Below are 22642 nucleotides of genomic sequence, written 5' to 3'. Positions count from 1 at the left end.
CCGGCGTCAGGCGGTCGGCGGCACCGGGCTCGCCCCGGAAGCCGCCCGGCGCCGGCGCACCGCAGCCCGGAACCAGAGCGCGTCGGGCACGCGAGCGAGGAACGTGCCGGCGACGATCGTGATGAGCACGTAGCCCGTCGCGAGCGGAGCGAGCTCGGGGGCGACGACTCCCGAGCCGACCGCGAGCCCCGCGATGACGATCGAGAACTCGCCGCGAGGCGCGAGCGAGAGACCGGCGCGCCACTGGCCGAGCGTGCCGACACCGGCGCGACGTGCGGCGTAGGCGCCCGTGATGAGCTTCGTGATGATCGTCACGAGAGCGAGGGCGAGTGCCGCCGGCAGCATCGACAGCAGCGCCGAGGAGTCGGTCGTGAGCCCGAAGAAGACGAAGAAGATGGCGGCGAAGAGGTCGCGGAGCGGGGTGAGCACCTGACTCGCGTTCGCTGCGACCCGGCCCGAGAGCGCGATGCCCACGAGGAACGCGCCGACGGCGGCCGAGACGCTCACCTCGGCCGCGAGGCCGGCGACGAGCATGGTGAGGCCGAGCACGCCGAGGAGCAGGGGCTCGTAGTGATCGGCAGGGAAGAGCCGCGAGACGATGTGCCCGTGCCGCAGGGCCACGTAGAGGATGACGGCGACGACGCTCACCGCGATCGCGACGGAGACGGCGCCCTGCATGAGGCTCATGCCGACGACGAGCGCGGAGAGCACGGGCAGGTAGAACGCCATCGCGAGGTCCTCGATGACGAGCAGCGCGAGGATCGCCGGCGTCTCGCGGTTCGAGAGCCGGCCGAGGTCGCGCAGGAGCTTCGCGATGACGCCGGACGACGACACCCACGTGACGCCCGCCATCGCGACCGCGGCGACCGGACCCCATCCGAGGAGGAGCGCGAGCGCGGCACCCGGCAGGGCGTTGAGCGCGGCATCGATGAGCCCCGCGGTGCGCGCGGACTTGAGGCTGCCGAAGAGCTCAGAAGCGGTGTACTCGAGGCCGAGCAGTGCGAGCAGCAGGATCACGCCGATCTCGGCGCCGGTCTGGAAGAACTCCTCGCTCGCATCGAGGGCGATGAACCCGCCCTCGCCGAATGCCAGGCCGAGCACGAGGTAGAACGGGATCGGCGAGATGCCGAACGCGAGCGCGAGGCGCCCGAGCAGACTCATGCCGAGAAGCAGCGCGCCGACTTCGATGAGGAGCAGCGTGGTCTCGTGCATTCGCCCGGCCTCAGTCGGGGCCGTTGGCGAGCAGCCGGGCTACTCCGTCGAGTCCTTCACGTGTTCCGACGACGACGATGACGTCTCCCGCGCGCAGCGTCTCCGCGGGCGTGGGCGAGGGGATGATCGCTCCGTCGCGGACGATCGCCACGATCGAGGCGTGCGTGCGCGTGCGGGCCTTCGTGGCGCCGAGCGTGCGGTTCAGGTAGGGCGAGTCCGTCGGCAGGGCGATCTGCTCGGTGTAGAGGCCCGCCGTCTCGTCGGAGAGGCTCGTGAGCCGGCTCAGCATGACGGAGGCGCCGAGCACGTCGGCGAGGGCCGCGGCCTCGTCGTCGTTCAGCGGAATGGAGTCGCGGCAGGCGTCGGGGTCGTCCTGGTCGAAGACCCCGAGGTCGCGCTCGCCGTCACGGTGCGACACGACGCTGATGCGCCGGCCGCTCTCGGTGACGAGGTCGTGTCGAATGCCGATGCCGGGCAGGTCGACCTTCTCGATGCGTATACCCACGTCCGCAATCGTAACCCCGCGCGGGGGTGTCCCGGCCCTTGCGCTCAGCGTGCCGGGGCGGCGTGCGTGCGCATCGTCAGCACCGGGGTGCCCGAATCATCGCCGGCCTCGAACTCGACCCGCACGTCGCCGAGCTCGGCGAGCGAACCGACGTGGGTTCCGCCGCACGCGATGCTCGCGGTGCCGACGGGCAGTTCGGCGACCCAGTACCGGCGATCGGTGAGCCCGTCGCCGTCGCGGTCGATGCGCACGGTCGCCCCTGCGGCCGCCCATTCGGCGATCGTCGAGGTGACGGATGCCGCGAGCTCGCCGAGCCCGTCGGCCGCGACCGAGGCCGTGTCGAACCCGGCGCGGCGCAGCGACTTGTTCAGGCGGTACACGTCGACCGAGCCGTTCGGCACGATGCGGCTCGACGCGATCGCGATGCCGTCGAAGTCGGGTGCCCCGAGCGCGTCTTCGCGAGCGGCCTTCGACCAGTGGCCGGCGAGTGCGGCGTTCAGGGCGAGCGCCGCCGCGTGGCAGGCGGTGTGGCCGATCGAGAGGGCGCGCCGCGCCGTGGCATCCGCTCGCACCTGCACGGCGTCGCCCTCGGCGATCGCTGCGTCGCCCGCGACGAGGTGGGCGACGAGGAACGACCAGCCTTCGGTGCCCTTGCGCACGGGGATGTCGGTGCCGAGGAAGAGCTCGGTGCCGTCGGTCGCCGCGACGACGGCGTCGACGACGGGCAGCTCGACCGCGCCGGCGGTCAGCGTGCCGGTGTCGGCCGGCTGGTCGGGCCAGGCCGCGTCGACCGGGTGGAAGCTCGTCGCCTCGGTGACGACGACGATGCGACCGTCATCCGCCGGCGCGACGTGCAGCACCACCGTGTCTGCGTCGAGGGCGCCGTCGGGGTAGGTGACGAGCGTGTCGCGAGAGGGGAGCAACGCGGGGCTCAGACGCCGTCGCTGCGACCGAGGAGGTGGAACGGGATCGCGAGCGAGAGCGCCACGGCGATGATGCCGCCGAAGAACACGGGCGCCTGGAATTCGGTCATCACCGGAGCGGTGCCCATGAGCCACATGCCGAAGACGAAGAGTCCCAGGGAGATGAGGAAAGTGACGACGTTCATGGCGACCTCCAGAGTTCCGGTGGCGGTCCGCACCGCCCGGTCGAGTCTACCGGGCGGGCGCGCTCACCGGCGGGTTCACACGTCGATCGGACCGAGCCACGCGTTCGCGACGGTCGAGTGCGCCGACTCGTCGTCGGAGGGGTGGAAGATGCCGGCGAGCACGTCGCGGTAGAGGCGACCGAGTTCGGAGCCGGCGAAGTACGTCGATCCTCCCGACACCCGCACGGCCTGGTCGACGACGTGCTTGGCGGTCTCGGTCGCGCGCACCTTCACGCCCACGAGCTTCGCGAACCAGAAGGCGCCGTGGTCGACGAGTTCGTCGAGGTCCCGCGCGATCGCGAGCAGCTGCGGGGCGATGGCCTCCTGCGCGAGTGCGGCGTCGGCGATGCGCCATCGGATGTCGGGGTCCTGGGAGAGCGGTGCGCCGCCGTTCTTCATCGAGGTGCGCCGCCGGGCAGCTGCCACCGCGAGGTCGAGGGCGCGGTCGCCGATCCCGGCGTAGACCGAGGCGAGCAGCAGTTCGAAGTTCGCGAAGATGCCGAAGATGAGGGGATCGGCGTTCGGCCCGGGGTCGAGCCGGCGCACGATGCGATCGGATGCCGCGAACGCGCCGTCGAGCACGGTCGTGCGGCTCTGGCTCGCCCGCATGCCCATGGTGTCCCAGTCGTCGAGGATGCGCACGTCGGGGTCCTCACGGTCGATGAACCCGTAGACGAGCTTCGGCGCATCGGCCGAGACCGTGTCGAGGCCCATCGTGCCGAGCCGCGTCCACGCGGGTGCGAGCGAGGTGAAGATCTTTCGGCCCGTGTAGCGGTAGCCGCCGCCGGTCTGCGGATCGGCGACCGTGCGCGACCCGAAGAGCATGAGGTCGTTGCCGGCCTCGCTGATGCCGAATCCGAAGATCTCGCCGCCACCCGCTTCGCGCAGCACGAACTCGAGCGAGTCGTCGCCGCGATCGCGCAGCACCTTGGCGACGCCGGTCCAGACGAGGTGCATGTTGACCGCGAGGGCCGTCGCCGGTGCCGCACCGGCAAGGCGCATCTGGCCGCGCACGGCGTCGGCGAACGTCCACCCGAGGCCGCCGAGCTCGACGGGCACGAGGGCCGTCAGATAGCCGGCCTCACGGAGCTCGGCGAGGTCTTCGTCGAAGAAGACGTTGTCGCGGTCGTACCGGGCGGCGCGTTCGCGGAAGCGTTCGAGCAGCTCGTCGTGCAGCAGGGCCTCGGGCGTTGTCACGCCGCCAGACTACGCCTCGGGTGCCCGGTCGCGCGGGGGCGCGACCGGCGGTGCAGCTTCCACGGGCGGCGCGGCCGGCGGTGCCACGGATGCCGCGGCATCCGCGCGACGCGCCCGTCGCCGCCGCGTCGACAGCAGGACGATGCCGACGATGATGGCGGCGATGACGGCCGCCGCAAGGAGCCAGGGCAGCAGCACGCCGATGGCGACGCTCAGCCACGCACCGAACACGACGAGCGCACCCCAGCCGGCGGCGAGGCCGCTCCAGAAGTCACCGGGCACGGCGGCGGGCGCCTGGGCCTCGGTCACGAGTTCGACGCTGAGGGTCGAGTAGTCGACCTGGTCGACGAGCGCATCGCGCTGCTGGGTCAGGCTGTCGAGCTCGGCCTGCCGGGTCGTGAGCTCGGATTCGATCGAGATGAGGTCGGCGATCGACGTCGCGGTGCCGAGGAGTTCCTGCAGGCGGTCGACCGAAGCGCTGAGCGCGTCGATGCGCGCGTCGAGGTCCTGACGCTGCGAGGTCACGTCGGTGGCGTCCATCGAGACGGAGTTGACCGTGCCGAGCTCGCGGAGCTCGGCGACCGCACCGTCGAGTTCGTCGGCCGGGATGCGCAAGGTGAGGCGTGCACTCGGCGTCTGGGTGTCGGTGCCGGGCGTCTCGTTTCGACTGTCGACGCGTCCGCCCGACGCATCGGCGATGTCGGCGGCGCTCTGCGCTGCGGCGATCGGGTCATCGACGGTGATCGAGATCCAGCCGGTCGTGATGACGCTGCGGTCGGCGTCCGCGTCGGTCGCGGCGTCGCCGCCCTCGACCGACTGCGGGGCGTCGGGCGCGACCTCCTCGACCATGCCGGGCTCGCCCGTCGACGCGCTCTGGCCGGCCGTGCATCCGGCGAGGAGGAGGGCGGTGAGCGCGGCCGCAACGGCGGCCGTCGGTGCGAGTCGTCGTCTCATGCGCTCACTGTATTGCCGGGCCGGAGCGCGATGTCTGGAACCCGGCTGGGAGTCGGGTCACGATCGGATGTCGCTCCGAGACCCCGTCTCAGTCGTCGTCGGGGTCGCGCCCCGTGCGCTCGCCGCTCTCGAGCGATGCGATCGCCGCGAGGTCGTCGGCATCGAGCTCGAAGCCGAAGACGTCGAGGTTCTCGCGGATGCGCTCGGGCGAGGACGCCTTCGGGATCACGACGTTGCCGAGCTGCACGTGCCAGCGCAGCACGATCTGCGCAGGGCTCCGCCCGTGCTTCACGGCGAGCTCGTCGAGGCGCGGCGTGCCCAGCACGCGACCGCGGGCGAGCGGCGACCAGGCCTCGGTTCGGATGCCGCGGCTCGCGTCGTACTCGCGCAGCTCCGTCTGCGGCAGCCACGGATGCAGCTCGACCTGGTTCACGACCGGAGCCTCACCGGTCTCGGCGACGAGCCGTTCGATGTGATGGGCGTGGAAGTTCGAGACGCCGATCGAGCGCACCCGTCCCTCGTCGCGGAGACGGATGAGCGCTCGCCACGTCTCGACGTACCGGTCCGTCGACGGCACCGGCCAGTGGATCAGGAAGAGGTCGAGCCGATCGAGCCCGAAGCGCTGCATCGACTCGTCGAAGGCGCGCAGCGCCCGGTCGTAGCCGTTGTCGTCCTTCCATACCTTGCTCGTCACGAACAGCTCGTCGCGGGCGAGGCCCGATGCTCGCACCGCGTCGCCGACCTCTCGCTCGTTGTCGTAGAACGCCGCGGTGTCGAGATGCAGGTACCCCGCGTCGATCGCGTCGAGGCAGAGCGCCGTGGCATCCGCGGCCGGAACCTTGTAGAGGCCGAATCCGAGCTGGGGAATGCTCGCGCCGTCGGCGAGCGGCAGGCGGGGCGCTGCGGGGAGTGGTCGTGACATGCGGTCCTCTCGGCGGGGCGTCAGCTCGGCTGGGTCGCTACCGGCTCGGTGTCGGGGATCGGACTGGCGTCGCGACCGCGCAGGTCGGGATGCCAGCGTCGGCCGAGCAGCGGAACGAGGAATCCGAGGAAGGCGAGCCCCGTGGCCGCCCAGAACGCACCCTGCGCCCCGTTGCCGTCGATGAGGAATCCCGCGAGCGCGGAGCCGAGTGCGGCGCCGATGAGCTGCCCGGTGCCGACCCAGCCGTAAGCCTCGGCGGTGTCCGAGAACTTCACGCTCGCCGAGACGATCGCGAAGAGCACGGCGAGGGCGGGAGCGATGCCGATGCCCGCGATGAAGAGGGTGATCGAGAGCCACCAGAAGTCCATGAGCCCGGCCGCGAGCGCCGTGCCCGCGAACACGATGAACATGCGGCGGGCGGTCGACCACGGTCCGATGGGCACATGGCCGAGGAAGAGGCCGCCGGCGAGTGAGCCGACCGAGAAGATCGCGAGCACGATGCCCGCCTCGGCGCCGTCATGGCCGAACGCGGCGACGACGCCCGCTTCGATCGCCGCGCACGCGCCGATCAGCAGGAAGCCGACGATGGTCGCGAGCATCACCGGGGGGCGCCCGAGCACGGTGCCGAAGCGCCGCTTCGACCGGGGGATCCGCACCCGGCCGAGTTCGGGCGAGGAGATGAACCAGACGCCGCCGATCACCATGAGCACGGCGGCGAGGAGGATGGCCCAGACGGTGCCGACCTGGGTCGCCACGAAGGTCGTGACGACCGGTCCGACGACCCAGATGATCTCCTGCGCCGAGGCGTCGAGCGAGAAGAGCGGGGTGAGCTGTCGGGAGTTCACCATCTTCGGATAGATCGTGCGCACCGCAGGCTGCACGGGCGGGTTCGCGAGCCCGGCGACGAGTCCCACCGCCATGTAGAGCGGCACCGTGAGCGGCAGCAGTGCGATCGCGACGACGGCGGTGACGCAGACGGCGAGGGTCGCGATGAGCACCGGCCGCATGCCGAGCCGGCCCATCAGCCGGCTCGTGAGCGGGCCGGCGATCGCCTGGCCGATGGAGGTCGCGGCGAGCACGAGTCCCGCTGATCCGTATGACCCCGTCTGCTGTTCGACGTGCAGGAGGAAGGCGAGCGAGAGCATGCCCGACGGGAAGCGCGCGGTCAGCTGGGCGGCGATGATGCGAGCGACGCCCGAGGTTCTGAGCAGTTCGGTGTAGCTTCCCACGGTGCCTTCAACTCTATCGACGGCCGGATCGTGATCTCGGTGCCGGATCCCGCGCGCCGCGGGTGACATATGCTCTCTCTGTAACGGCGCCGGGGCCAGAGTCTTCGTCGTCGATCTCCATCGCAACGACAGAGGTTCTCCAATGCACTCCCGACGCCTTCTCATTCCGACCGTGGCTGCAGCCGCGGCCGCAGTCCTCCTCCTCTCCGGCTGTGTCGACAACACGACCGGCGGAGACGAACCGACCACCGACTCCTCGGCCCCCACGATCGAGGTCGACGAGGCCGCTGCGGCGCTGCTGCCCGCCGAGATCGCCGACTCCGGCAAGCTCGTCGTCGGCACCGACGCCGCCTACCCGCCCAACGAGTACAAGGACGACGATGGCAACCCGGTCGGGTGGGACGTCGACCTCGTCGAGGCGCTCGGCGCCAAGCTCGGCCTCGAGGTCGAGTACGAGATCGCGAGCTTCGACAAGATCATCCCGTCGATCACCGGCGGCACCATGGACATGGGCATGTCGAGCTTCACCGACAACGCCGAGCGCCAGGAGCAGGTCGACTTCGTCGACTACTACAGCGCCGGCATCCTGTGGGCAGCTCCGGCTGGCAAGACCGTCGACCCCGACGACGCCTGCGGCCTGAAGGTCGCCGTGCAGGCCACGACCTATGAGCACACCGACGAACTGCCCGCGAAGAGCCAGGCGTGCACCGACGCCGGCAAGCCCGCGATCGAGATCACGCCGTTCGACACCCAGGATGCCGCAGCGAACGCCGTGGTGCTCGGTCAGGCCGACGCCATGAGCGCCGACTCGCCCGTCACCGGCTACGCGATCGCGCAGACCGACGGCAAGCTCGAGGCGGCCGGCGACGTGTTCGACTCCGCGCCGTACGGCTTCCCGGTGGCGAAGGGCTCCGAACTCGCCGCAGCGGTCCAGGCAGCCATGCAGTCGCTCATCGACGACGGCACCTACGGCGACATCCTCGCCGAGTGGGGCGTCGAGTCGGGCGCCGTCGACACGATCGAGATCAACGCGGGCACCTGATGAACGACTCGTCCTCCGGCCGGGCGACGATGCCCGCGCCGGCGGGCGGCCCCGGTGCCGCCCCGGTCCCGACGAAGGTCGTGCGGTTGCGGCATCCGTGGCGCATCGTCGTCGCCGTGCTGCTGCTCGCCGTCGTCGCCGTCTTCATCCTCGACGCCGCGCAGCGCGAGGCCTTCGACTGGCCCACCGTCGGCAAGTACGTCTTCGACCAGCGCGTCTCGCAGGCAGCGGGTTTCACCCTGTTGCTGACCGTGCTCTCGATGATCATCGGCGTCGTGCTCGGCGTCATCCTCGCGGTGATGCGGCAGTCGCCGAACCCGGTGCTGAAGTCGATCGCCTGGGTCTGGCTCTGGGTCTTCCGCGGCACCCCGGTGTACGTGCAGCTCGTGTTCTGGGGGCTCTTGTCGACGATCTACACCTCGATCGACCTCGGCGTGCCGTTCATGGAGCCGTGGGTCTCGTACCCGACGACCGCCCTGCTGAACACCTTCTGGCTCGCCGTCATCGGCCTCGCGCTCAACGAATCGGCGTACATGGCCGAGATCGTGCGCGCCGGACTCCTCTCGGTCGACCCCGGCCAGAGCGAAGCCGCCACGGCGCTCGGCATGAGCTGGGGCAAGTCGATGCGTCGCATCGTGCTGCCGCAGGCGATGCGCGTGATCATCCCGCCGACCGGCAACGAGGTCATCTCGATGCTGAAGACGACCTCGCTCGTCACGGCGGTTCCGTTCACGCTGGAGCTGTACACGCGCACGCGCGACATCTCCGCCGCGATCTTCGCGCCGGTTCCGCTCCTCATCGTCGCGTCGATCTGGTACCTCGCGATCACCTCGGTGCTCATGGTCGGCCAGTACTTCCTCGAGAAGCGCTACGCCCGCGGCGTCGGCGCACGGCCCGACACCGGTCCCGGCCCGGTCACCGGTGCGATGAGCGCCGTCGACGCGGAGATCGCCGAGACCGCGATCGCCGCCAAGCACGGAGGAGACGCTCGATGAGCGAACAGACCACGACGCCCGCTGGCCTCGACGAGTCCGCGGCGTCCTCGACGCCGATGGTGCTCGCCGAGCACGTCTCGAAGAGCTTCGGCTCCAACGAGGTGCTGCGAGACATCTCGCTCGAGGTCAGGCGCGGTGAGGTGCTCTGCCTCGTCGGCCCGTCGGGTTCCGGCAAGTCGACGTTCCTGCGCTGCATCAACCACCTCGAGCAGGTCTCGTCTGGCCGCCTCTCGGTCGACGGCTCGCCCGTCGGCTACCGCGAGGTCGGCGACAAGCTGTACGAGATGCACCCGAAGGATGCCGCGAAGCAGCGCCGCGACATCGGCATGGTGTTCCAGCGGTTCAACCTGTTCCCGCACATGACGGCCCTCGAGAACGTCATGGAGGCGCCCACCCAGGTCAAGCGCGTCTCGAAGGCCAAGGCGAAGGCCCGTGCCCACGAGTTGCTCGCGCGCGTCGGCCTGGCCGAACGCGCCGACTACTACCCCGCCCACCTCTCGGGCGGGCAGCAGCAGCGGGTGGCGATCGCCAGGGCGCTCGCGATGGACCCGAAGCTCATGCTCTTCGACGAGCCCACGTCGGCGCTCGACCCCGAGCTCGTCGGCGAGGTGCTCGACGTCATGAAGGAGCTCGCGAAGACCGGCATGACGATGATCGTCGTCACGCACGAGATGGGCTTCGCCCGCGAGGTCGCCGACACGCTCGTCTTCATGGACGGCGGGGTCGTCGTCGAGACGGGCGACCCGCGCGAGGTGCTCGCGAACCCGCAGCACGCGCGCACGCAGGCGTTCCTGTCGAAGGTACTGTGATCCCGCAGGTCGAGTAGCGAGCGAAGCGAAGCGTATCGAGGCCATCCGCCGTGGTCTCGATGCGCTTCGCTCGTCGACCGGCGGGGCTCAGCCCTGCAGCAGCTTCGTGATGCGCTGGAGCGACACGCTCTCGGCCGCCCGCAGCTCCTGCGCGAAGAGGCTGATGCGCAGCTCCTCGATGAGCCAGCGCGCGCGCACGAGGTTCGCCGGGGCATCCGGTGCCAGGGGAATCGTGCCGCCCGCGTCGGCGAAGCGGGCGAGCGCCGCCTGCACCTCGTTCATCCACACCCGGTCGCGTCCGGGGTTGTCCGCGAGCTTCCCCACGCGCATCGTGACCCCCTCGAGGTACCGCGGCACGTGCCGGAGCCGCTCGAGGCCGGTCCGCGAGACGAACCCGGGGAAGACGAGACCGGCGAGCTGCTCCTTGGCGTCGCTCAGCGCGGGCAGCAGCGCCATGCTCGTCGTCGACTTCACGGTCTTCTCAGCCGTGCGGAGCGCGGTGAGCGTGCGGGCGACGAGACCGACGGTCTCGAACATCGTGTCCATGACGACCCCCGACACGCGGTCGCGCACGGTGTCGAACTCGACCTTCGTGAAGAGCATGCCGTCGTCCTTCACGCGGTAGAGCACGTCGTTGACGCACGCGACGAGGCAGTCGGCGAAGAGCGCCGCCGTGCTCGGGTAGGGGCTCGTCGCGAGGATGAGCTTCTCGTTGCCGGTCAAGTGCTGCTGCACGTAGTTGACGGGTGACGGCGTCGCGAGCATGAGCAGGCGCCGGATGCCGCCGGGCATCGCCCGCGCCTGCTCCTCGGGAGTCGCGAGCAGTCTGATGTTCACGGCCGTGCCGTCGTCGACGAGCGCGGGGTAGGCGCGTACGCGGTTGCCGCCGACGGTCGTGTCGACGAAGCGGGGGAGCTCGGCGAAGTCCCAGCTCGTCAGACCGGTGCGCTCGATGCCGGCGCCCGGCGCCTCGGCGGCCGCGGCGATCGATCCGGGGGTGACGGGGCCGTCGACCTGACGCGGTCCTCTGGGGCCGCGCTCGCCGCGAGCGGGTGCCGCGAAGGTGTCGGCGACGGCGTCGCGCGCCCGGTCGGCGAGCTGCGCCTGGAGTGCCCGCAGGTCCTTGCCGACGGCGAGCTGCTTGCCGCGCCCGTCGACGACGCGGAACGACATCAGCAAGTGCGGGGGAATCCGGTCCATCGCGAAGTCGGCGCCCGTGACGGGCGTGTGCGTGAGGCGCTTGATGACCCCGGCGACCTCGTCGGCGAACGACATGCCCGCCGGGGCATCCGCTTCGCCGAGCTCGGCGACGATCTTCGCAGCCCAGTCGTTCGCCGGCACGACGTTGCGGCGGATCACCTTCGGCAACGCCTTGATCATCGCGGTGACGAGCTCGGTGCGGAGGCCGGGCACCTGACGGTCGAAGCCCTCGGGGCGGAGGCGCGCGAGGAGCACGAGCGGCACCTGCACGGTGACGCCGTCGTCGGCTGCCCCGGGCTCGAAGCGGTACCGCAGCGAGAGCGTCTGGTCGTCTTGATGCCAGCTCGGCGGGAACGCGCCCTCGTCGATCGCCGGGGCATCCTCGGGGGCGAGCGCCTCCGCCGTCATCGTCAGCAGCTCGGGCGACTCCTGCTTCGCGCCGCGCCACCAGGTCTCGAAGAGCCGGGTCGACGTGACGTCGGCGGGGATCCGCGAGTCGTAGAACTCGAAGACGGCCTCGTCGTCGAAGAGGATGTCGCGGCGACGGCTGCGCTCTTCGACGGCCTCGAGTTCGGCGCGCAGCTTGCGATTTCGCCGGTCGAAGTCGAAGAGCCGGTCGCGGCGGATGTCGTTCGGCCAATCGCCGTCGACGAGCGCGTGGCGGAGGAAGAGCTCGCGGGCATAGGCCTGGTCGACGCGGGAGAGCTGGATGCGCCGGCGCGCGATGATCGGCACCCCGTAGAGCGTGACCTTCTCGTACGCGACCGCCGCGCCCTGTCGCTTCTCCCAGTGCGGCTCGCTGTAGCTGCGCTTGAGGAGCGAACCTGCCAGCGGCTCGGCCCACGCCGGGTCGATCGCAGCGTTCATGCGCGCGAAGAGCCGGCTCGTCTCGACGAGCTCGGCGCTCATGATGGCGTCGGGCTGCTTCTTCGCGAGCGCGGACCCCGGGAAGATCAGGAACCGCGACTGCCGGGCGCCGAGGTACTCGCCCTTGGGCTTGCGCCCACCGGATGCCGCGGCCCCGCGCGCGCTCGATTGGGTCGTGCTCGCGGGGGAGTCCTTCAGGCCGATGTGGCTGAGGAGGCCCGCGAGCAGCGACTTGTGGATGAGGTCGGCGTCGGGCGCCGCGCCGCCGCCGGGGGTCTTGTCGTCGATCTCGAGTCCGAGCGGCCGGCTCATCTGACGGAGCTGCCGGTAGACGTCGTTCCACTCGCGCACGCGCAGGTAGTTCAGGAACTCGTTCTTGCACATGCGCCGGAAGGCGCTCGACCCGAGCTCGCGCTGCTGCGTCTCGAGGTGGTTCCAGAGGTTCAGCAGGGTGATGAAGTCGCTCGTCGGGTCGGCGAAGCGGGCGTGCTGCTCGTCGGCCTGCTGGCGTCGCTCGAGCGGGCGCTCGCGCGGATCCTGGATCGTGAGGCCGGCGACGATCGCGAGCACCTCGCGGCTCACGCCGTGCTGCTTCGACTCGACGACCATCCGGCCGAACCGTGGTTCGATCGGCAGTTTCGCGAGTGCACGGCCCACCTTGGTCAGCCGGTTGCCGTCTTCGACGGCCCCGAGCTCCCGCAGCAGCTCGACGCCGTCCTTCACGCCGCGCGCGTCGGGCGGGGTGAGGAACGGGAACGCCTCGATGTCGCCGAGGCCGAGCGAGATCATCTGCAGGATGACCGCGGCGAGGTTCGTGCGCAGCACCTCGGGCTCGGTGAACTCCGGACGCCGTCCGAAGTCGTCTTCGGAGTACAGGCGGATCGCGATGCCGTCGCTCGTACGGCCCGATCGTCCGGAGCGCTGGTTGGCCGAGGCCTGGGAGATCGCCTCGATCGGCAGCCGCTGCACCTTCGAGCGCACGGAGTACCGGCTGATGCGCGCGGTGCCGGCGTCGATCACGTACTTGATGCCCGGCACGGTGAGGCTCGTCTCGGCGACGTTCGTCGCGAGCACGACCCGGCGGCGAACGCCGGCGACCGTCGAGGGCTGGAACACGCGATGCTGGTCGGCCGCCGAGAGGCGCCCGTACAGCGGCAGCACCTCGGTGACGGATGCCCCGCGCCCCGAGTAGTGCCCCCGCACGGCCTCCTCGGCGTCGCGGATCTCGTTCTCGCCCGAGAGGAAGACCAGCACGTCGCCGCGCGACTCCCGATCGAGTTCGTCGAGGGCCTCGATGATGCCCTGCAGGTAGTCCTTGTCGTCGGCGGGGGCGCGCCCGCCCGCCGACGGCGATTCGTCGGGGTCGTCGCTCGCCGCATCCTCAGCCACGAGCGGGCGATACCGGATCTCGACGGGGTACGTACGACCCGACACCTCGATGACCGGGGCCGGCTCGCCGGATGCATCGGCGAAGTGCCGGGCGAAGCTCTCGGGGTCGATCGTCGCGCTCGTGACGATGACCTTCAGGTCGGGGCGCTTCGGCAGCAGCTGCTTGAGGTAGCCGAGCAGGAAGTCGATGTTGAGGCTGCGCTCGTGCGCCTCGTCGATGATGATCGTGTCGTACCGGCGCAGCATCCGGTCGTGGTGCATCTCGTTCAGCAGGATGCCGTCGGTCATCAGCTTGATGCGGGTCGACGCGCTCGCCTTGTCGGTGAAGCGCACCTGGTAGCCGACGACCCCGCCGACCTCCTCGCCGAGCTCGTCGGCGATGCGCTCGGCGATCGTGCGCGCGGCGAGCCGCCGCGGCTGGGTGTGGCCGATCGACTCGCGGCCGAGCTCGAGGCAGATCTTCGGCAGCTGCGTGGTCTTGCCCGAGCCGGTCGCCCCGGCGACGATGACGACCTGGTTCTCGCGGATGGCGCGCGCGATCTCCTCACGCTGCCGGGAGACGGGCAGCTCGGCGGGGTAGGTGATCGCGGCAAGCACAGCCCTCCATCGTATGCGGCGGAGCGGGAGAGTGGGAGAACTCGCTCGAATGCGGCGCGAGCGGGGCCGTGGTAGAACTCCCTCATGTCGACCGAGGTCGAGGCACCCGCGAGCCCTCCGCTGTCCCGCGAGCCGGGCACCATGGCCCTCGTCGGGCTGCCGCTCGTCAGGGTCGCCCTCGTCGGACTCGCCGCCATACTCACGTGGTCCGCGCTCGCGCTGACGTCGGAACCGGGGCCGTTCCCGCCCGGAATGCTCTTCGCGGCGGCCACGATGCTGCCGGTCAACGTGCTGTCGATCGTGCTCGTGCGCCGGGCGCTGCACCGTTCGGGTCAGCGTGCACGCGACCTCATCGACTTCTCGTGGCGACGGCTCGGTCGGGACGTGCTGTGGGGCCTGCTCTGGCTCGCGGTGCTCTGGCTGCCGTTCATCCTCGCAGTCTTCGGCGTGATGTTCGCCCTCCACGGCGGCGCCGCGCTCGAGCACTTCGACACGGTCTTCCACGACGCGGATGCCGCGCCGCCGCTGAACCGCGCCTGGCTCACGGTGCTCGCGGTCGTCTCGGTCGTGACGTTCGCCCCGCTGAACGCGCCAGCCGAGGAACTCATCTATCGCGGCTACTCGCAGTGGGGACTCGAGAAGCGGTGGCCGGCGTTCTGGGCGATCGTCGTGCCGTCCGCGATCTTCGCGTTGCAGCACGTCTTCTACGCGGCGACCGCCGATGCGGTGCTCGTCTACCTCGCAGCGTTCTTCGTGTGGGGCCTCGGCTCGGGACTCATCGTCCATCGCCAGCGCCGCCTGATGCCGATCCTCATCGCCCATCTGCTCGTCAACCTCATGACGAGCGCACCGGCGCTCGTGCTGCTGTTCCTCCCCGACTCGGCGATCGCCACCTGAGGAACCCGATTCGGATCGGACCGGCTCCGGCGGTTACGGTGTCGGCATGGGTGAGCACGAGTTCGAGGCCGCGTTCGGCGAATGGCGCGAGTCGCGCTGGCAGGCCGTCTCGGCGCCGCACGGCACGGCGGCACTGCGTCACACCCACTGGCTCGCGGCCGAGCCGGCCGAGTTCGCCGGTGCGCCGGGACGTTGGCACGCGGAGCCGACGGCGCTCGTCGGGGTGCTGGCCAACGGCGACGTGATCCGGCTCGCCCCCGGCGAGGAGCGCGACCTCGACGGTGTGCGGTTGCGCGGGTTCCAGCGCGACGGCGCACTCGCACTGCGCGTCATCGATCCGGATGCCCCGAGCCGCACCTCGCTCATCGGTATCGAGGTGTACCCGCCGTCGCGAGAACGTGTCGTGACCGGCCGATTCGTTCCCGCGGGCGATGGGGCGACGCTCGACGTGACCTCCGTCGACGGACACGAATCGACCGACCGGCTCGGCGGCACGATCGTGCTCGAGATCGACGGCGTGCCCCTCGTGCTCACCGTGACGCGCGACGATGACGGCCTCTCCGCCGTGTTCGCCGATGCCACGAGCGGCGGCGAGAGCTACCGCTTCCGGTTCCTCCGCGTGCCCGAGCCCGCCGTCGACGGCACGGTCGCCGTCGACTTCAACCGCACCTACCTGCCGCCGTGCGCGTTCTCCGACGAGTACGTCTGCCCGTTGCCGCCGCTCGGCAACCGCTGGCCGGTCGCGCTTCGGGCGGGGGAGCGCATCGCCACGCGGCATCCGCTGGCCGACGTCGACGCGAACGTCGACGCCGGGGTCGACGCCGCCTGATTCGCGGGCAGCGAACCCCACTGTCCAGGGGTGGTGCGCCCATGGTGGGATGAAGCATGACCTCCGTTCCCCGCATCCAGCTCAACGACGGCCATTCGATCCCGCAGCTCGGCTTCGGCGTCTTCAAGGTCGATCCCGCCGAGACGGTGCGCATCGTGAGCGACGCCCTCGAGGTGGGCTACCGCCACATCGACACCGCGCGCATCTACGGCAACGAGGCGGGAGTCGGAACGGCGCTCGCCGAGTCCGGCATCCGACGTGAAGAGCTCTTCATCACCACGAAGCTCTGGAACGACGACCAGGGCACGCAGTCGGCGTTCGACGCCTTCGACGCGAGCCTCGATCGGCTCGGCCTGGAGTACGTCGACCTCTACCTGATCCACTGGCCCTCGCCGAAGCGCGACCGGTACGTCGAGGCGTGGAAGGCGCTCGAGCAGATCCGCGAGAGCGGGCGGGCGCGTTCGATCGGCGTCTCGAACTTCCTGGTGCCGCACCTCGAACGGCTGCTCGCCGAGACCGACGTCGTGCCGGCGGTCGACCAGATCGAACTCCACCCGGCGCATCAGCAGCCGGCCACGACCGCATTCGCCGAGGAGCACGGCATCGCGATCGAGGCGTGGGGCCCGCTCGGCCAGGGCAAGTACCCGCTCTTCGACGTGCCCGAGATCGCGGATGCCGCGAAGGCCCACGGCAAGAGCCCGGCGCAGGTCGTCATCCGCTGGCATCTGCAGCGCGGCCATATCGTCTTCCCGAAGTCGAATCGGCGCGAGCGCATGGCCGAGAACTTCGACGTGCTCGACTTCGAGCTGGGCGAGGCCGAGATGCAGGCGATCACCGACCTCGAACGCGAGGGCCGGGTCGGTTCGCACCCCGACGACGTCGACTGACGGATGGCGCGGATCCGCGCGTTCCGGCGCGACACGCCCGGACTGCGCGTCGGATTTGCCCGGGTGTCGGGATCCGCGTAAATTCTTACTCATCGCCACGGCGGTGCGGAAAGCGACTGAGAGATCAGGGCTTCCGACCGAGTCGGCGAGATTCTTAGCCAAATAGCCTCGTAGTCGCATTGCGACTCGGTGATTTCAAGCCTAAGATGAAACCCCCACTTCAGAACGAACATGATCTTCGGGTCGTGTTCTTGTTGTGTCAACAACGGCCGTGTGACTTCGAGAGATCGAAGCCGGCAAAGAAGTGGTACGGTAGGTAGGTTGCCCTGAGGGTCGGGTGCGTCCGTTCCTTGAGAACTCAACAGCGTGCACTATGTTCAATGCCAATTTTATTGAACCCCAGCTTGTCCCTTTTTGGGGTGGGTATGGATTCCTTTGATTGATGGACAATTTGATTTTGAGTAGTCAGTTGTTTCTCTGTCAGTGATTGAAACTCTCAATGCCTTCGGGTGTTGGAACCATTTTTTTTGGAGAGTTTGATCCTGGCTCAGGACGAACGCTGGCGGCGTGCTTAACACATGCAAGTCGAACGATGAACCGGGTGCTTGCACCTGGGGATTAGTGGCGAACGGGTGAGTAACACGTGAGTAACCTGCCCTGGACTCTGGGATAACCCCGAGAAATCGGAGCTAATACCGGATAGGACCTGGAACCGCATGGTTTTGGGTGGAAAGTTTTTTCGGTCTGGGATGGACTCGCGGCCTATCAGCTTGTTGGTGAGGTAATGGCTCACCAAGGCGTCGACGGGTAGCCGGCCTGAGAGGGTGACCGGCCACACTGGGACTGAGACACGGCCCAGACTCCTACGGGAGGCAGCAGTGGGGAATATTGCACAATGGGCGAAAGCCTGATGCAGCAACGCCGCGTGAGGGATGACGGCCTTCGGGTTGTAAACCTCTTTTAGTAAGGAAGAAGGGGAGCTTGCTCCTTGACGGTACTTGCAGAAAAAGGACCGGCTAACTACGTGCCAGCAGCCGCGGTAATACGTAGGGTCCGAGCGTTGTCCGGAATTATTGGGCGTAAAGAGCTCGTAGGCGGTTTGTCACGTCTGCTGTGAAATCCCGAGGCTCAACCTCGGGCCTGCAGTGGGTACGGGCAGACTGGAGTGCGGTAGGGGAGATTGGAATTCCTGGTGTAGCGGTGGAATGCGCAGATATCAGGAGGAACACCGATGGCGAAGGCAGATCTCTGGGCCGTAACTGACGCTGAGGAGCGAAAGCGTGGGGAGCGAACAGGATTAGATACCCTGGTAGTCCACGCCGTAAACGTTGGGCGCTAGATGTGGGGACCATTCCACGGTTTCCGTGTCGTAGCTAACGCATTAAGCGCCCCGCCTGGGGAGTACGGCCGCAAGGCTAAAACTCAAAGGAATTGACGGGGGCCCGCACAAGCGGCGGAGCATGCGGATTAATTCGATGCAACGCGAAGAACCTTACCAAGGCTTGACATATACGAGAACGCCGCAGAAATGTGGAACTCTTTGGACACTCGTATACAGGTGGTGCATGGTTGTCGTCAGCTCGTGTCGTGAGATGTTGGGTTAAGTCCCGCAACGAGCGCAACCCTCGTCGTATGTTGCCAGCACGTAATGGTGGGAACTCATATGAGACTGCCGGGGTCAACTCGGAGGAAGGTGGGGATGACGTCAAATCATCATGCCCCTTATGTCTTGGGCTTCACGCATGCTACAATGGCCGGTACAAAGGGCTGCGATGTCGTAAGGCGGAGCGAATCCCAAAAAGCCGGTCTCAGTTCGGATTGAGGTCTGCAACTCGACCTCATGAAGTCGGAGTCGCTAGTAATCGCAGATCAGCAACGCTGCGGTGAATACGTTCCCGGGCCTTGTACACACCGCCCGTCAAGTCATGAAAGTCGGTAACACCCGAAGCCGGTGGCCTAACCCTTGTGGAGGGAGCCGTCGAAGGTGGGATCGGTGATTAGGACTAAGTCGTAACAAGGTAGCCGTACCGGAAGGTGCGGCTGGATCACCTCCTTTCTAAGGAGCACTGGCCACTTTTGGTGGTCCAGGCATGCCAGATCAGACCGAACGTGTCTGCTGGCAGCTCATGGGTGGAACATTGACATAGGTGCTCGTCTGAATGGTTCAGACCTAGTACGCCGCTTCCTTCGGGGAGGGGTTGGAACGGTGGGGGCCGGCCGGTCGGGTACGTGCACGCTGTTGGGTCCTGAGGGGCCGGACAACTTCCCGCGCTTTGGCGTGGGGGTGATGGTTTCTTGCAGGCCTTCACATTGCCGATGGTTTTGATTCGGTGGGTGTGGGGGTTCTGGCCGTCTGTTGAGAACTACATAGTGGACGCGAGCATCTTAGAAACGGGACTTCGGTCCTGTTTCACAATAGGTGAGTCGCCAAGAGCATTCCTTCGGGGGTGTTGTTTGGCGTATTCACTGGTCAATTTCGCAGCATCGCCCTCGGGTGGTGTTGCACGATTCGATCTCATGTGATTTTCAAGTTTTTAAGAGCAAACGGTGGATGCCTTGGCATCTGGAGCCGAAGAAGGACGTCGTAATCTGCGATAAGCCTCGGGGAGCTGATAAACGAGCTGTGATCCGAGGATTTCCGAATGGGGAAACCCCGCCAGGCCCTTTGGGTGACCTGGTGACTCCCGCCTGAATATATAGGGCGGGTAGAGGGAACGTGGGGAAGTGAAACATCTCAGTACCCACAGGAAGAGAAAACAACCGTGATTCCGTAAGTAGTGGCGAGCGAACGCGGAACAGGCTAAACCGAGCCATGTGTGATACCCGGCAGGGGTTGCATGGTCGGGGTTGTGGGACCTTTCGGACTGTACTGCCGTGCAGTCACGGTGACGCGTCAGGTATAGACGAACCGGATTGAAAGCCGGACCGGAGTGGGTGTGAGTCCCGTAGTCGAAATGCCTGGCGGCCCGGAGAGGTATCCCAAGTAGCGCGGGGCCCGAGAAATCCCGCGTGAATCTGTCAGGACCACCTGATAAGCCTAAATACTCCCAGATGACCGATAGCGGACAAGTACCGTGAGGGAAAGGTGAAAAGTACCCCGGGAGGGGAGTGAAATAGTACCTGAAACCGTTTGCTTACAAACCGTTGGAGCCTCCTTGTAGGGGTGACAGCGTGCCTTTTGAAGAATGAGCCTGCGAGTTAGTGATATGTGGCGAGGTTAACCCGTGAGGGGCAGCCGTAGCGAAAGCGAGTCTGAATAGGGCGATTCAGTCGCATGTCCTAGACCCGAAGCGAAGTGATCTATCCATGGCCAGGTTGAAGCGACGGTAAGACGTCGTGGAGGACCGAACCCACTTCAGTTGAAAATGGAGGGGATGAGCTGTGGATAGGGGTGAAAGGCCAATCAAACTTCGTGATAGCTGGTTCTCTCCGAAATGCATTTAGGTGCAGCGTTGCGTGTTTCTTGCCGGAGGTAGAGCTACTGGATGGCCGATGGGCCCTAAAAGGTTACTGACGTCAGCCAAACTCCGAATGCCGGTAAGTGAGAGCGCAGCAGTGAGACGGTGGGGGATAAGCTTCATCGTCGAGAGGGAAACAACCCAGACCACCAACTAAGGTCCCTAAGCGCGTGCTAAGTGGGAAAGGATGTGGAGTTGCACAGACAACCAGGAGGTTGGCTTAGAAGCAGCCACCCTTGAAAGAGTGCGTAATAGCTCACTGGTCAAGTGATTCCGCGCCGACAATGTAACGGGGCTCAAGCACGCCACCGAAGTTGTGGCATTGACATTGATGGTAGGCCTTCGTGGTCCAGCCGTGTTGATGGGTAGGAGAGCGTCGTGTGGCCAGCGAAGCGGCGGTGTGAACCAGCCGTGGAGGCCACACGAGTGAGAATGCAGGCATGAGTAGCGAAAGACGGGTGAGAAACCCGTCCTCCGGAAGACCAAGGGTTCCAGGGTCAAGCTAATCTGCCCTGGGTAAGTCGGGACCTAAGGCGAGGCCGACAGGCGTAGTCGATGGACAACGGGTTGATATTCCCGTACCGGCGAAGAACCGCCCACATGAAATCAGGAGTGCTAAGCATCCCAAGACGCGTGGATCCCTTCGGGGACGATCGTGAGGCGGCATGCGACCCCATCTGGTGGAGTGAGCGTATTAACAGGTGTGACGCAGGAAGGTAGCCCAACCCGGGCGATGGTTGACCCGGGGCAAGCGTGTAGGCCGAGCGATAGGCAAATCCGTCGCTCATCATGGCTGAGACGCGATGCGGATAAAAAGTGGGTGATCCTATGCTGCCAAGAAAAGCATCGACGCGAGGTTCCAGCCGCCCGTACCCCAAACCGACTCAGGTGGTCAGGTAGAGAATACTAAGGAGATCGAGAGAATCGTGGTTAAGGAACTCGGCAAAATGCCCCCGTAACTTCGGGAGAAGGGGGGCCTAAGGCGTGAACCAACTTGCTTGGGGAAGCGCTGCAGGGCCGCAGAGACCAGTGGGAAGCGACTGTTTACTAAAAACACAGGTCCGTGCTAAGTCGCAAGACGATGTATACGGACTGACGCCTGCCCGGTGCTGGAAGGTTAAGAGGACCGGTTAGCCGCAAGGCGAAGCTGAGAATTTAAGCCCCAGTAAACGGCGGTGGTAACTATAACCATCCTAAGGTAGCGAAATTCCTTGTCGGGTAAGTTCCGACCTGCACGAATGGCGTAACGACTTCCCAGCTGTCTCAACCGCGAACTCGGCGAAATTGCATTACGAGTAAAGATGCTCGTTACGCGCAGCAGGACGGAAAGACCCCGTGACCTTTACTACAGCTTGGTATTGGTGTTCGGTGTGGCTTGTGTAGGATAGGTGGGAGACTTTGAAGCTGGCACGCTAGTGTCGGTGGAGTCATTGTTGAAATACCACTCTGGTCACTCTGGATATCTAACTTCGAACCGTGATCCGGTTCAGGGACAGTGCCTGGTGGGTAGTTTAACTGGGGCGGTTGCCTCCCAAAAAGTAACGGAGGCGCCCAAAGGTTCCCTCAACCTGGTTGGCAATCAGGTGGCGAGTGTAAGTGCACAAGGGAGCTTGACTGTGAGACTGACAGGTCGAGCAGGGACGAAAGTCGGGACTAGTGATCCGGCAGTGGCTTGTGGAAGCGCTGTCGCTCAACGGATAAAAGGTACCTCGGGGATAACAGGCTGATCTTGCCCAAGAGTCCATATCGACGGCATGGTTTGGCACCTCGATGTCGGCTCGTCGCATCCTGGGGCTGGAGTAGGTCCCAAGGGTTGGGCTGTTCGCCCATTAAAGCGGTACGCGAGCTGGGTTTAGAACGTCGTGAGACAGTTCGGTCCCTATCCGCTGCGCGCGTAGGAAATTTGAGAGGATCTGACCCTAGTACGAGAGGACCGGGTTGGACGAACCTCTGGTGTGCCAGTTGTTCCGCCAGGAGCACCGCTGGTTAGCTACGTTCGGGATGGATAACCGCTGAAAGCATCTAAGCGGGAAGCCGGCCTCGAGATGAGATTTCCATACCCTTCGGGGTGAGAGGCTCCCAGCCAGACGACTGGGTTGATAGGCCGGATGTGGAAGACAGGACTAACGACTGTCGGAGCTGACCGGTACTAATAAGCCGATAACTTGATAATCACTACACTCACACACGTTTGAACATGTTCATGAAAAGGCCGTGTGAGTGGCCAAAGATACGCTCGCGTCCACTCTGTGGTTCCCTTCAGACGGGAAACCCAAAAACTCAACACTGAGAACACACCCGCACCACCACACCCCCACACCGGGGCCTGGTCGGTGCGGTCACCGAGACCACCAACCACCCCCACCGGGGCGTGATTGGTTCTAGAGTTTCGGCGGCCATAGCGCGAGGGAAACGCCCGGACACATTCCGAACCCGGAAGCTAAGACTCGCAGCGCCGATGGTACTGCAGGGGGGACCCTGTGGGAGAGTAGGACACCGCCGGACA

15 protein-coding genes and 3 rRNA genes are annotated in these 22642 nt (G+C 66.7%); 9 read left to right on the top strand and 9 right to left on the bottom strand.

The window, feature by feature from the left end:
- Nucleotides 1-6 precede the first annotated feature (6 nt).
- The 8 genes from ASD23_RS00085 to ASD23_RS00055 form a co-directional block, all read right to left on the bottom strand.
- Nucleotides 7-1212, bottom strand: coding sequence for a cation:proton antiporter (locus ASD23_RS00085; RefSeq protein WP_056004784.1), 1206 nt, complete (start codon nt 1210-1212; stop codon nt 7-9).
- Nucleotides 1213-1222: 10 nt separating this feature from the next.
- Nucleotides 1223-1717: a cation:proton antiporter regulatory subunit gene (locus tag ASD23_RS00080; protein ID WP_056004782.1), complete on the bottom strand. Its 495-nt coding sequence runs from the start codon at nt 1715-1717 to the stop codon at nt 1223-1225.
- A 44-nt stretch (nt 1718-1761) separates the two neighbouring features.
- A complete protein-coding gene (locus ASD23_RS00075; protein WP_056004780.1) occupies nt 1762-2640 on the bottom strand; it encodes a hypothetical protein in 879 nt (292 codons plus the stop codon).
- Nucleotides 2641-2648: 8 nt separating this feature from the next.
- Entirely contained in the window at nt 2649-2825 is a 177-nt protein-coding gene (locus tag ASD23_RS18710; protein ID WP_157376953.1) for a hypothetical protein, read from the bottom strand.
- 75 nt (nt 2826-2900) lie between these two features.
- Nucleotides 2901-4061 carry an acyl-CoA dehydrogenase family protein gene (locus ASD23_RS00070; RefSeq protein WP_056004778.1) on the bottom strand — a complete coding sequence of 387 codons (1161 nt, stop codon included), beginning with the start codon at nt 4059-4061 and terminating at the stop codon, nt 2901-2903.
- Between the two features lie 9 nt (nt 4062-4070).
- Nucleotides 4071-5015, bottom strand: a complete 945-nt coding sequence (locus ASD23_RS00065) for a DUF4349 domain-containing protein (protein ID WP_056004776.1) — start codon at nt 5013-5015, stop codon at nt 4071-4073.
- An 88-nt stretch (nt 5016-5103) separates the two neighbouring features.
- The gene (locus ASD23_RS00060) at nt 5104-5937 is read right to left on the bottom strand and encodes an aldo/keto reductase (protein ID WP_056004774.1); all 834 of its coding nucleotides are present in this window, start codon (nt 5935-5937) and stop codon (nt 5104-5106) included.
- A 20-nt stretch (nt 5938-5957) separates the two neighbouring features.
- Nucleotides 5958-7166 (bottom strand): MFS transporter, encoded by a 1209-nt coding sequence (locus ASD23_RS00055; protein WP_056004772.1) that lies wholly within the window; start codon nt 7164-7166, stop codon nt 5958-5960.
- 172 nt (nt 7167-7338) lie between these two features.
- On the opposite strand from ASD23_RS00055, the gene ASD23_RS00050 reads away from it, so the two are divergent.
- From ASD23_RS00050 to ASD23_RS00040, 3 genes are read left to right on the top strand one after another with little or no spacing between them, the layout of a single operon-like run.
- On the top strand, nt 7339-8208 hold the full coding sequence (locus tag ASD23_RS00050) for an ABC transporter substrate-binding protein (protein WP_235507583.1): 870 nt from the start codon (nt 7339-7341) through the stop codon (nt 8206-8208).
- Nucleotides 8208-9203, top strand: coding sequence for an amino acid ABC transporter permease (locus tag ASD23_RS00045; RefSeq protein WP_056004768.1), 996 nt, complete (start codon nt 8208-8210; stop codon nt 9201-9203). The genes ASD23_RS00050 and ASD23_RS00045 overlap by 1 nt, the downstream gene beginning before the upstream one ends.
- 56 nt (nt 9204-9259) lie before the next feature.
- Nucleotides 9260-10012, top strand: a complete 753-nt coding sequence (locus ASD23_RS00040) for an amino acid ABC transporter ATP-binding protein (protein WP_147305700.1) — start codon at nt 9260-9262, stop codon at nt 10010-10012.
- A gap of 87 nt (nt 10013-10099) precedes the next feature.
- Here ASD23_RS00040 and hrpA read toward each other — a convergent pair whose 3' ends face one another.
- Nucleotides 10100-14065 (bottom strand): ATP-dependent RNA helicase HrpA, encoded by a 3966-nt coding sequence (hrpA, locus tag ASD23_RS00035; RefSeq protein WP_056004764.1) that lies wholly within the window; start codon nt 14063-14065, stop codon nt 10100-10102.
- 84 nt (nt 14066-14149) lie between these two features.
- On the opposite strand from hrpA, the gene ASD23_RS00030 reads away from it, so the two are divergent.
- The 6 genes from ASD23_RS00030 to rrf all read left to right on the top strand — a co-directional run bounded on the left by ASD23_RS00030 (nt 14150) and on the right by rrf (nt 22641).
- Nucleotides 14150-14962 (top strand): CPBP family intramembrane glutamic endopeptidase, encoded by an 813-nt coding sequence (locus ASD23_RS00030; RefSeq protein WP_056004762.1) that lies wholly within the window; start codon nt 14150-14152, stop codon nt 14960-14962.
- Between the two features lie 46 nt (nt 14963-15008).
- Nucleotides 15009-15791: a DUF1684 domain-containing protein gene (locus tag ASD23_RS00025; RefSeq protein WP_056004760.1), complete on the top strand. Its 783-nt coding sequence runs from the start codon at nt 15009-15011 to the stop codon at nt 15789-15791.
- A 56-nt stretch (nt 15792-15847) separates the two neighbouring features.
- Complete coding sequence (locus ASD23_RS00020; protein ID WP_056004758.1) at nt 15848-16678, top strand: aldo/keto reductase; 831 nt, start codon at nt 15848-15850, stop codon at nt 16676-16678.
- 524 nt (nt 16679-17202) lie between these two features.
- Nucleotides 17203-18734 (top strand): 16S ribosomal RNA (locus ASD23_RS00015).
- Between the two features lie 468 nt (nt 18735-19202).
- Nucleotides 19203-22309, top strand: a 23S ribosomal RNA gene (locus ASD23_RS00010).
- Between the two features lie 215 nt (nt 22310-22524).
- Nucleotides 22525-22641 (top strand): 5S ribosomal RNA (gene rrf / locus ASD23_RS00005).
- Together the 16S, 23S and 5S rRNA genes form the textbook arrangement of a ribosomal RNA operon.
- Nucleotide 22642 lies beyond the last annotated feature (1 nt).

It is taken from the genome of Agromyces sp. Root1464 (assembly GCF_001427265.1).
In the GTDB taxonomy this organism is placed as follows: domain Bacteria; phylum Actinomycetota; class Actinomycetes; order Actinomycetales; family Microbacteriaceae; genus Agromyces; species Agromyces fucosus.
The sequence above is the reverse complement of the archived record's forward strand: the minus strand, read 5'-3'. Positions and strand labels throughout refer to the sequence as shown.

Bases quoted from the DNA above. Each gene is read 5' to 3' on its own strand.
- ASD23_RS00085 (WP_056004784.1), bottom strand. From the start codon at position 1,212: ATGCACGAGACCACGCTGCTCCTCATCGAAGTCGGCGCGCTGCTTCTC.
- ASD23_RS18710 (WP_157376953.1), bottom strand. From the start codon at position 2,825: ATGAACGTCGTCACTTTCCTCATCTCCCTGGGACTCTTCGTCTTCGGC.
- ASD23_RS00065 (WP_056004776.1), bottom strand. From the start codon at position 5,015: ATGAGACGACGACTCGCACCGACGGCCGCCGTTGCGGCCGCGCTCACC.
- ASD23_RS00060 (WP_056004774.1), bottom strand. From the start codon at position 5,937: ATGTCACGACCACTCCCCGCAGCGCCCCGCCTGCCGCTCGCCGACGGC.
- ASD23_RS00045 (WP_056004768.1), top strand. From the start codon at position 8,208: ATGAACGACTCGTCCTCCGGCCGGGCGACGATGCCCGCGCCGGCGGGC.
- ASD23_RS00040 (WP_147305700.1), top strand. From the start codon at position 9,260: ATGGTGCTCGCCGAGCACGTCTCGAAGAGCTTCGGCTCCAACGAGGTG.
- ASD23_RS00030 (WP_056004762.1), top strand. From the start codon at position 14,150: ATGTCGACCGAGGTCGAGGCACCCGCGAGCCCTCCGCTGTCCCGCGAG.
- ASD23_RS00025 (WP_056004760.1), top strand. From the start codon at position 15,009: ATGGGTGAGCACGAGTTCGAGGCCGCGTTCGGCGAATGGCGCGAGTCG.
- ASD23_RS00020 (WP_056004758.1), top strand. From the start codon at position 15,848: ATGACCTCCGTTCCCCGCATCCAGCTCAACGACGGCCATTCGATCCCG.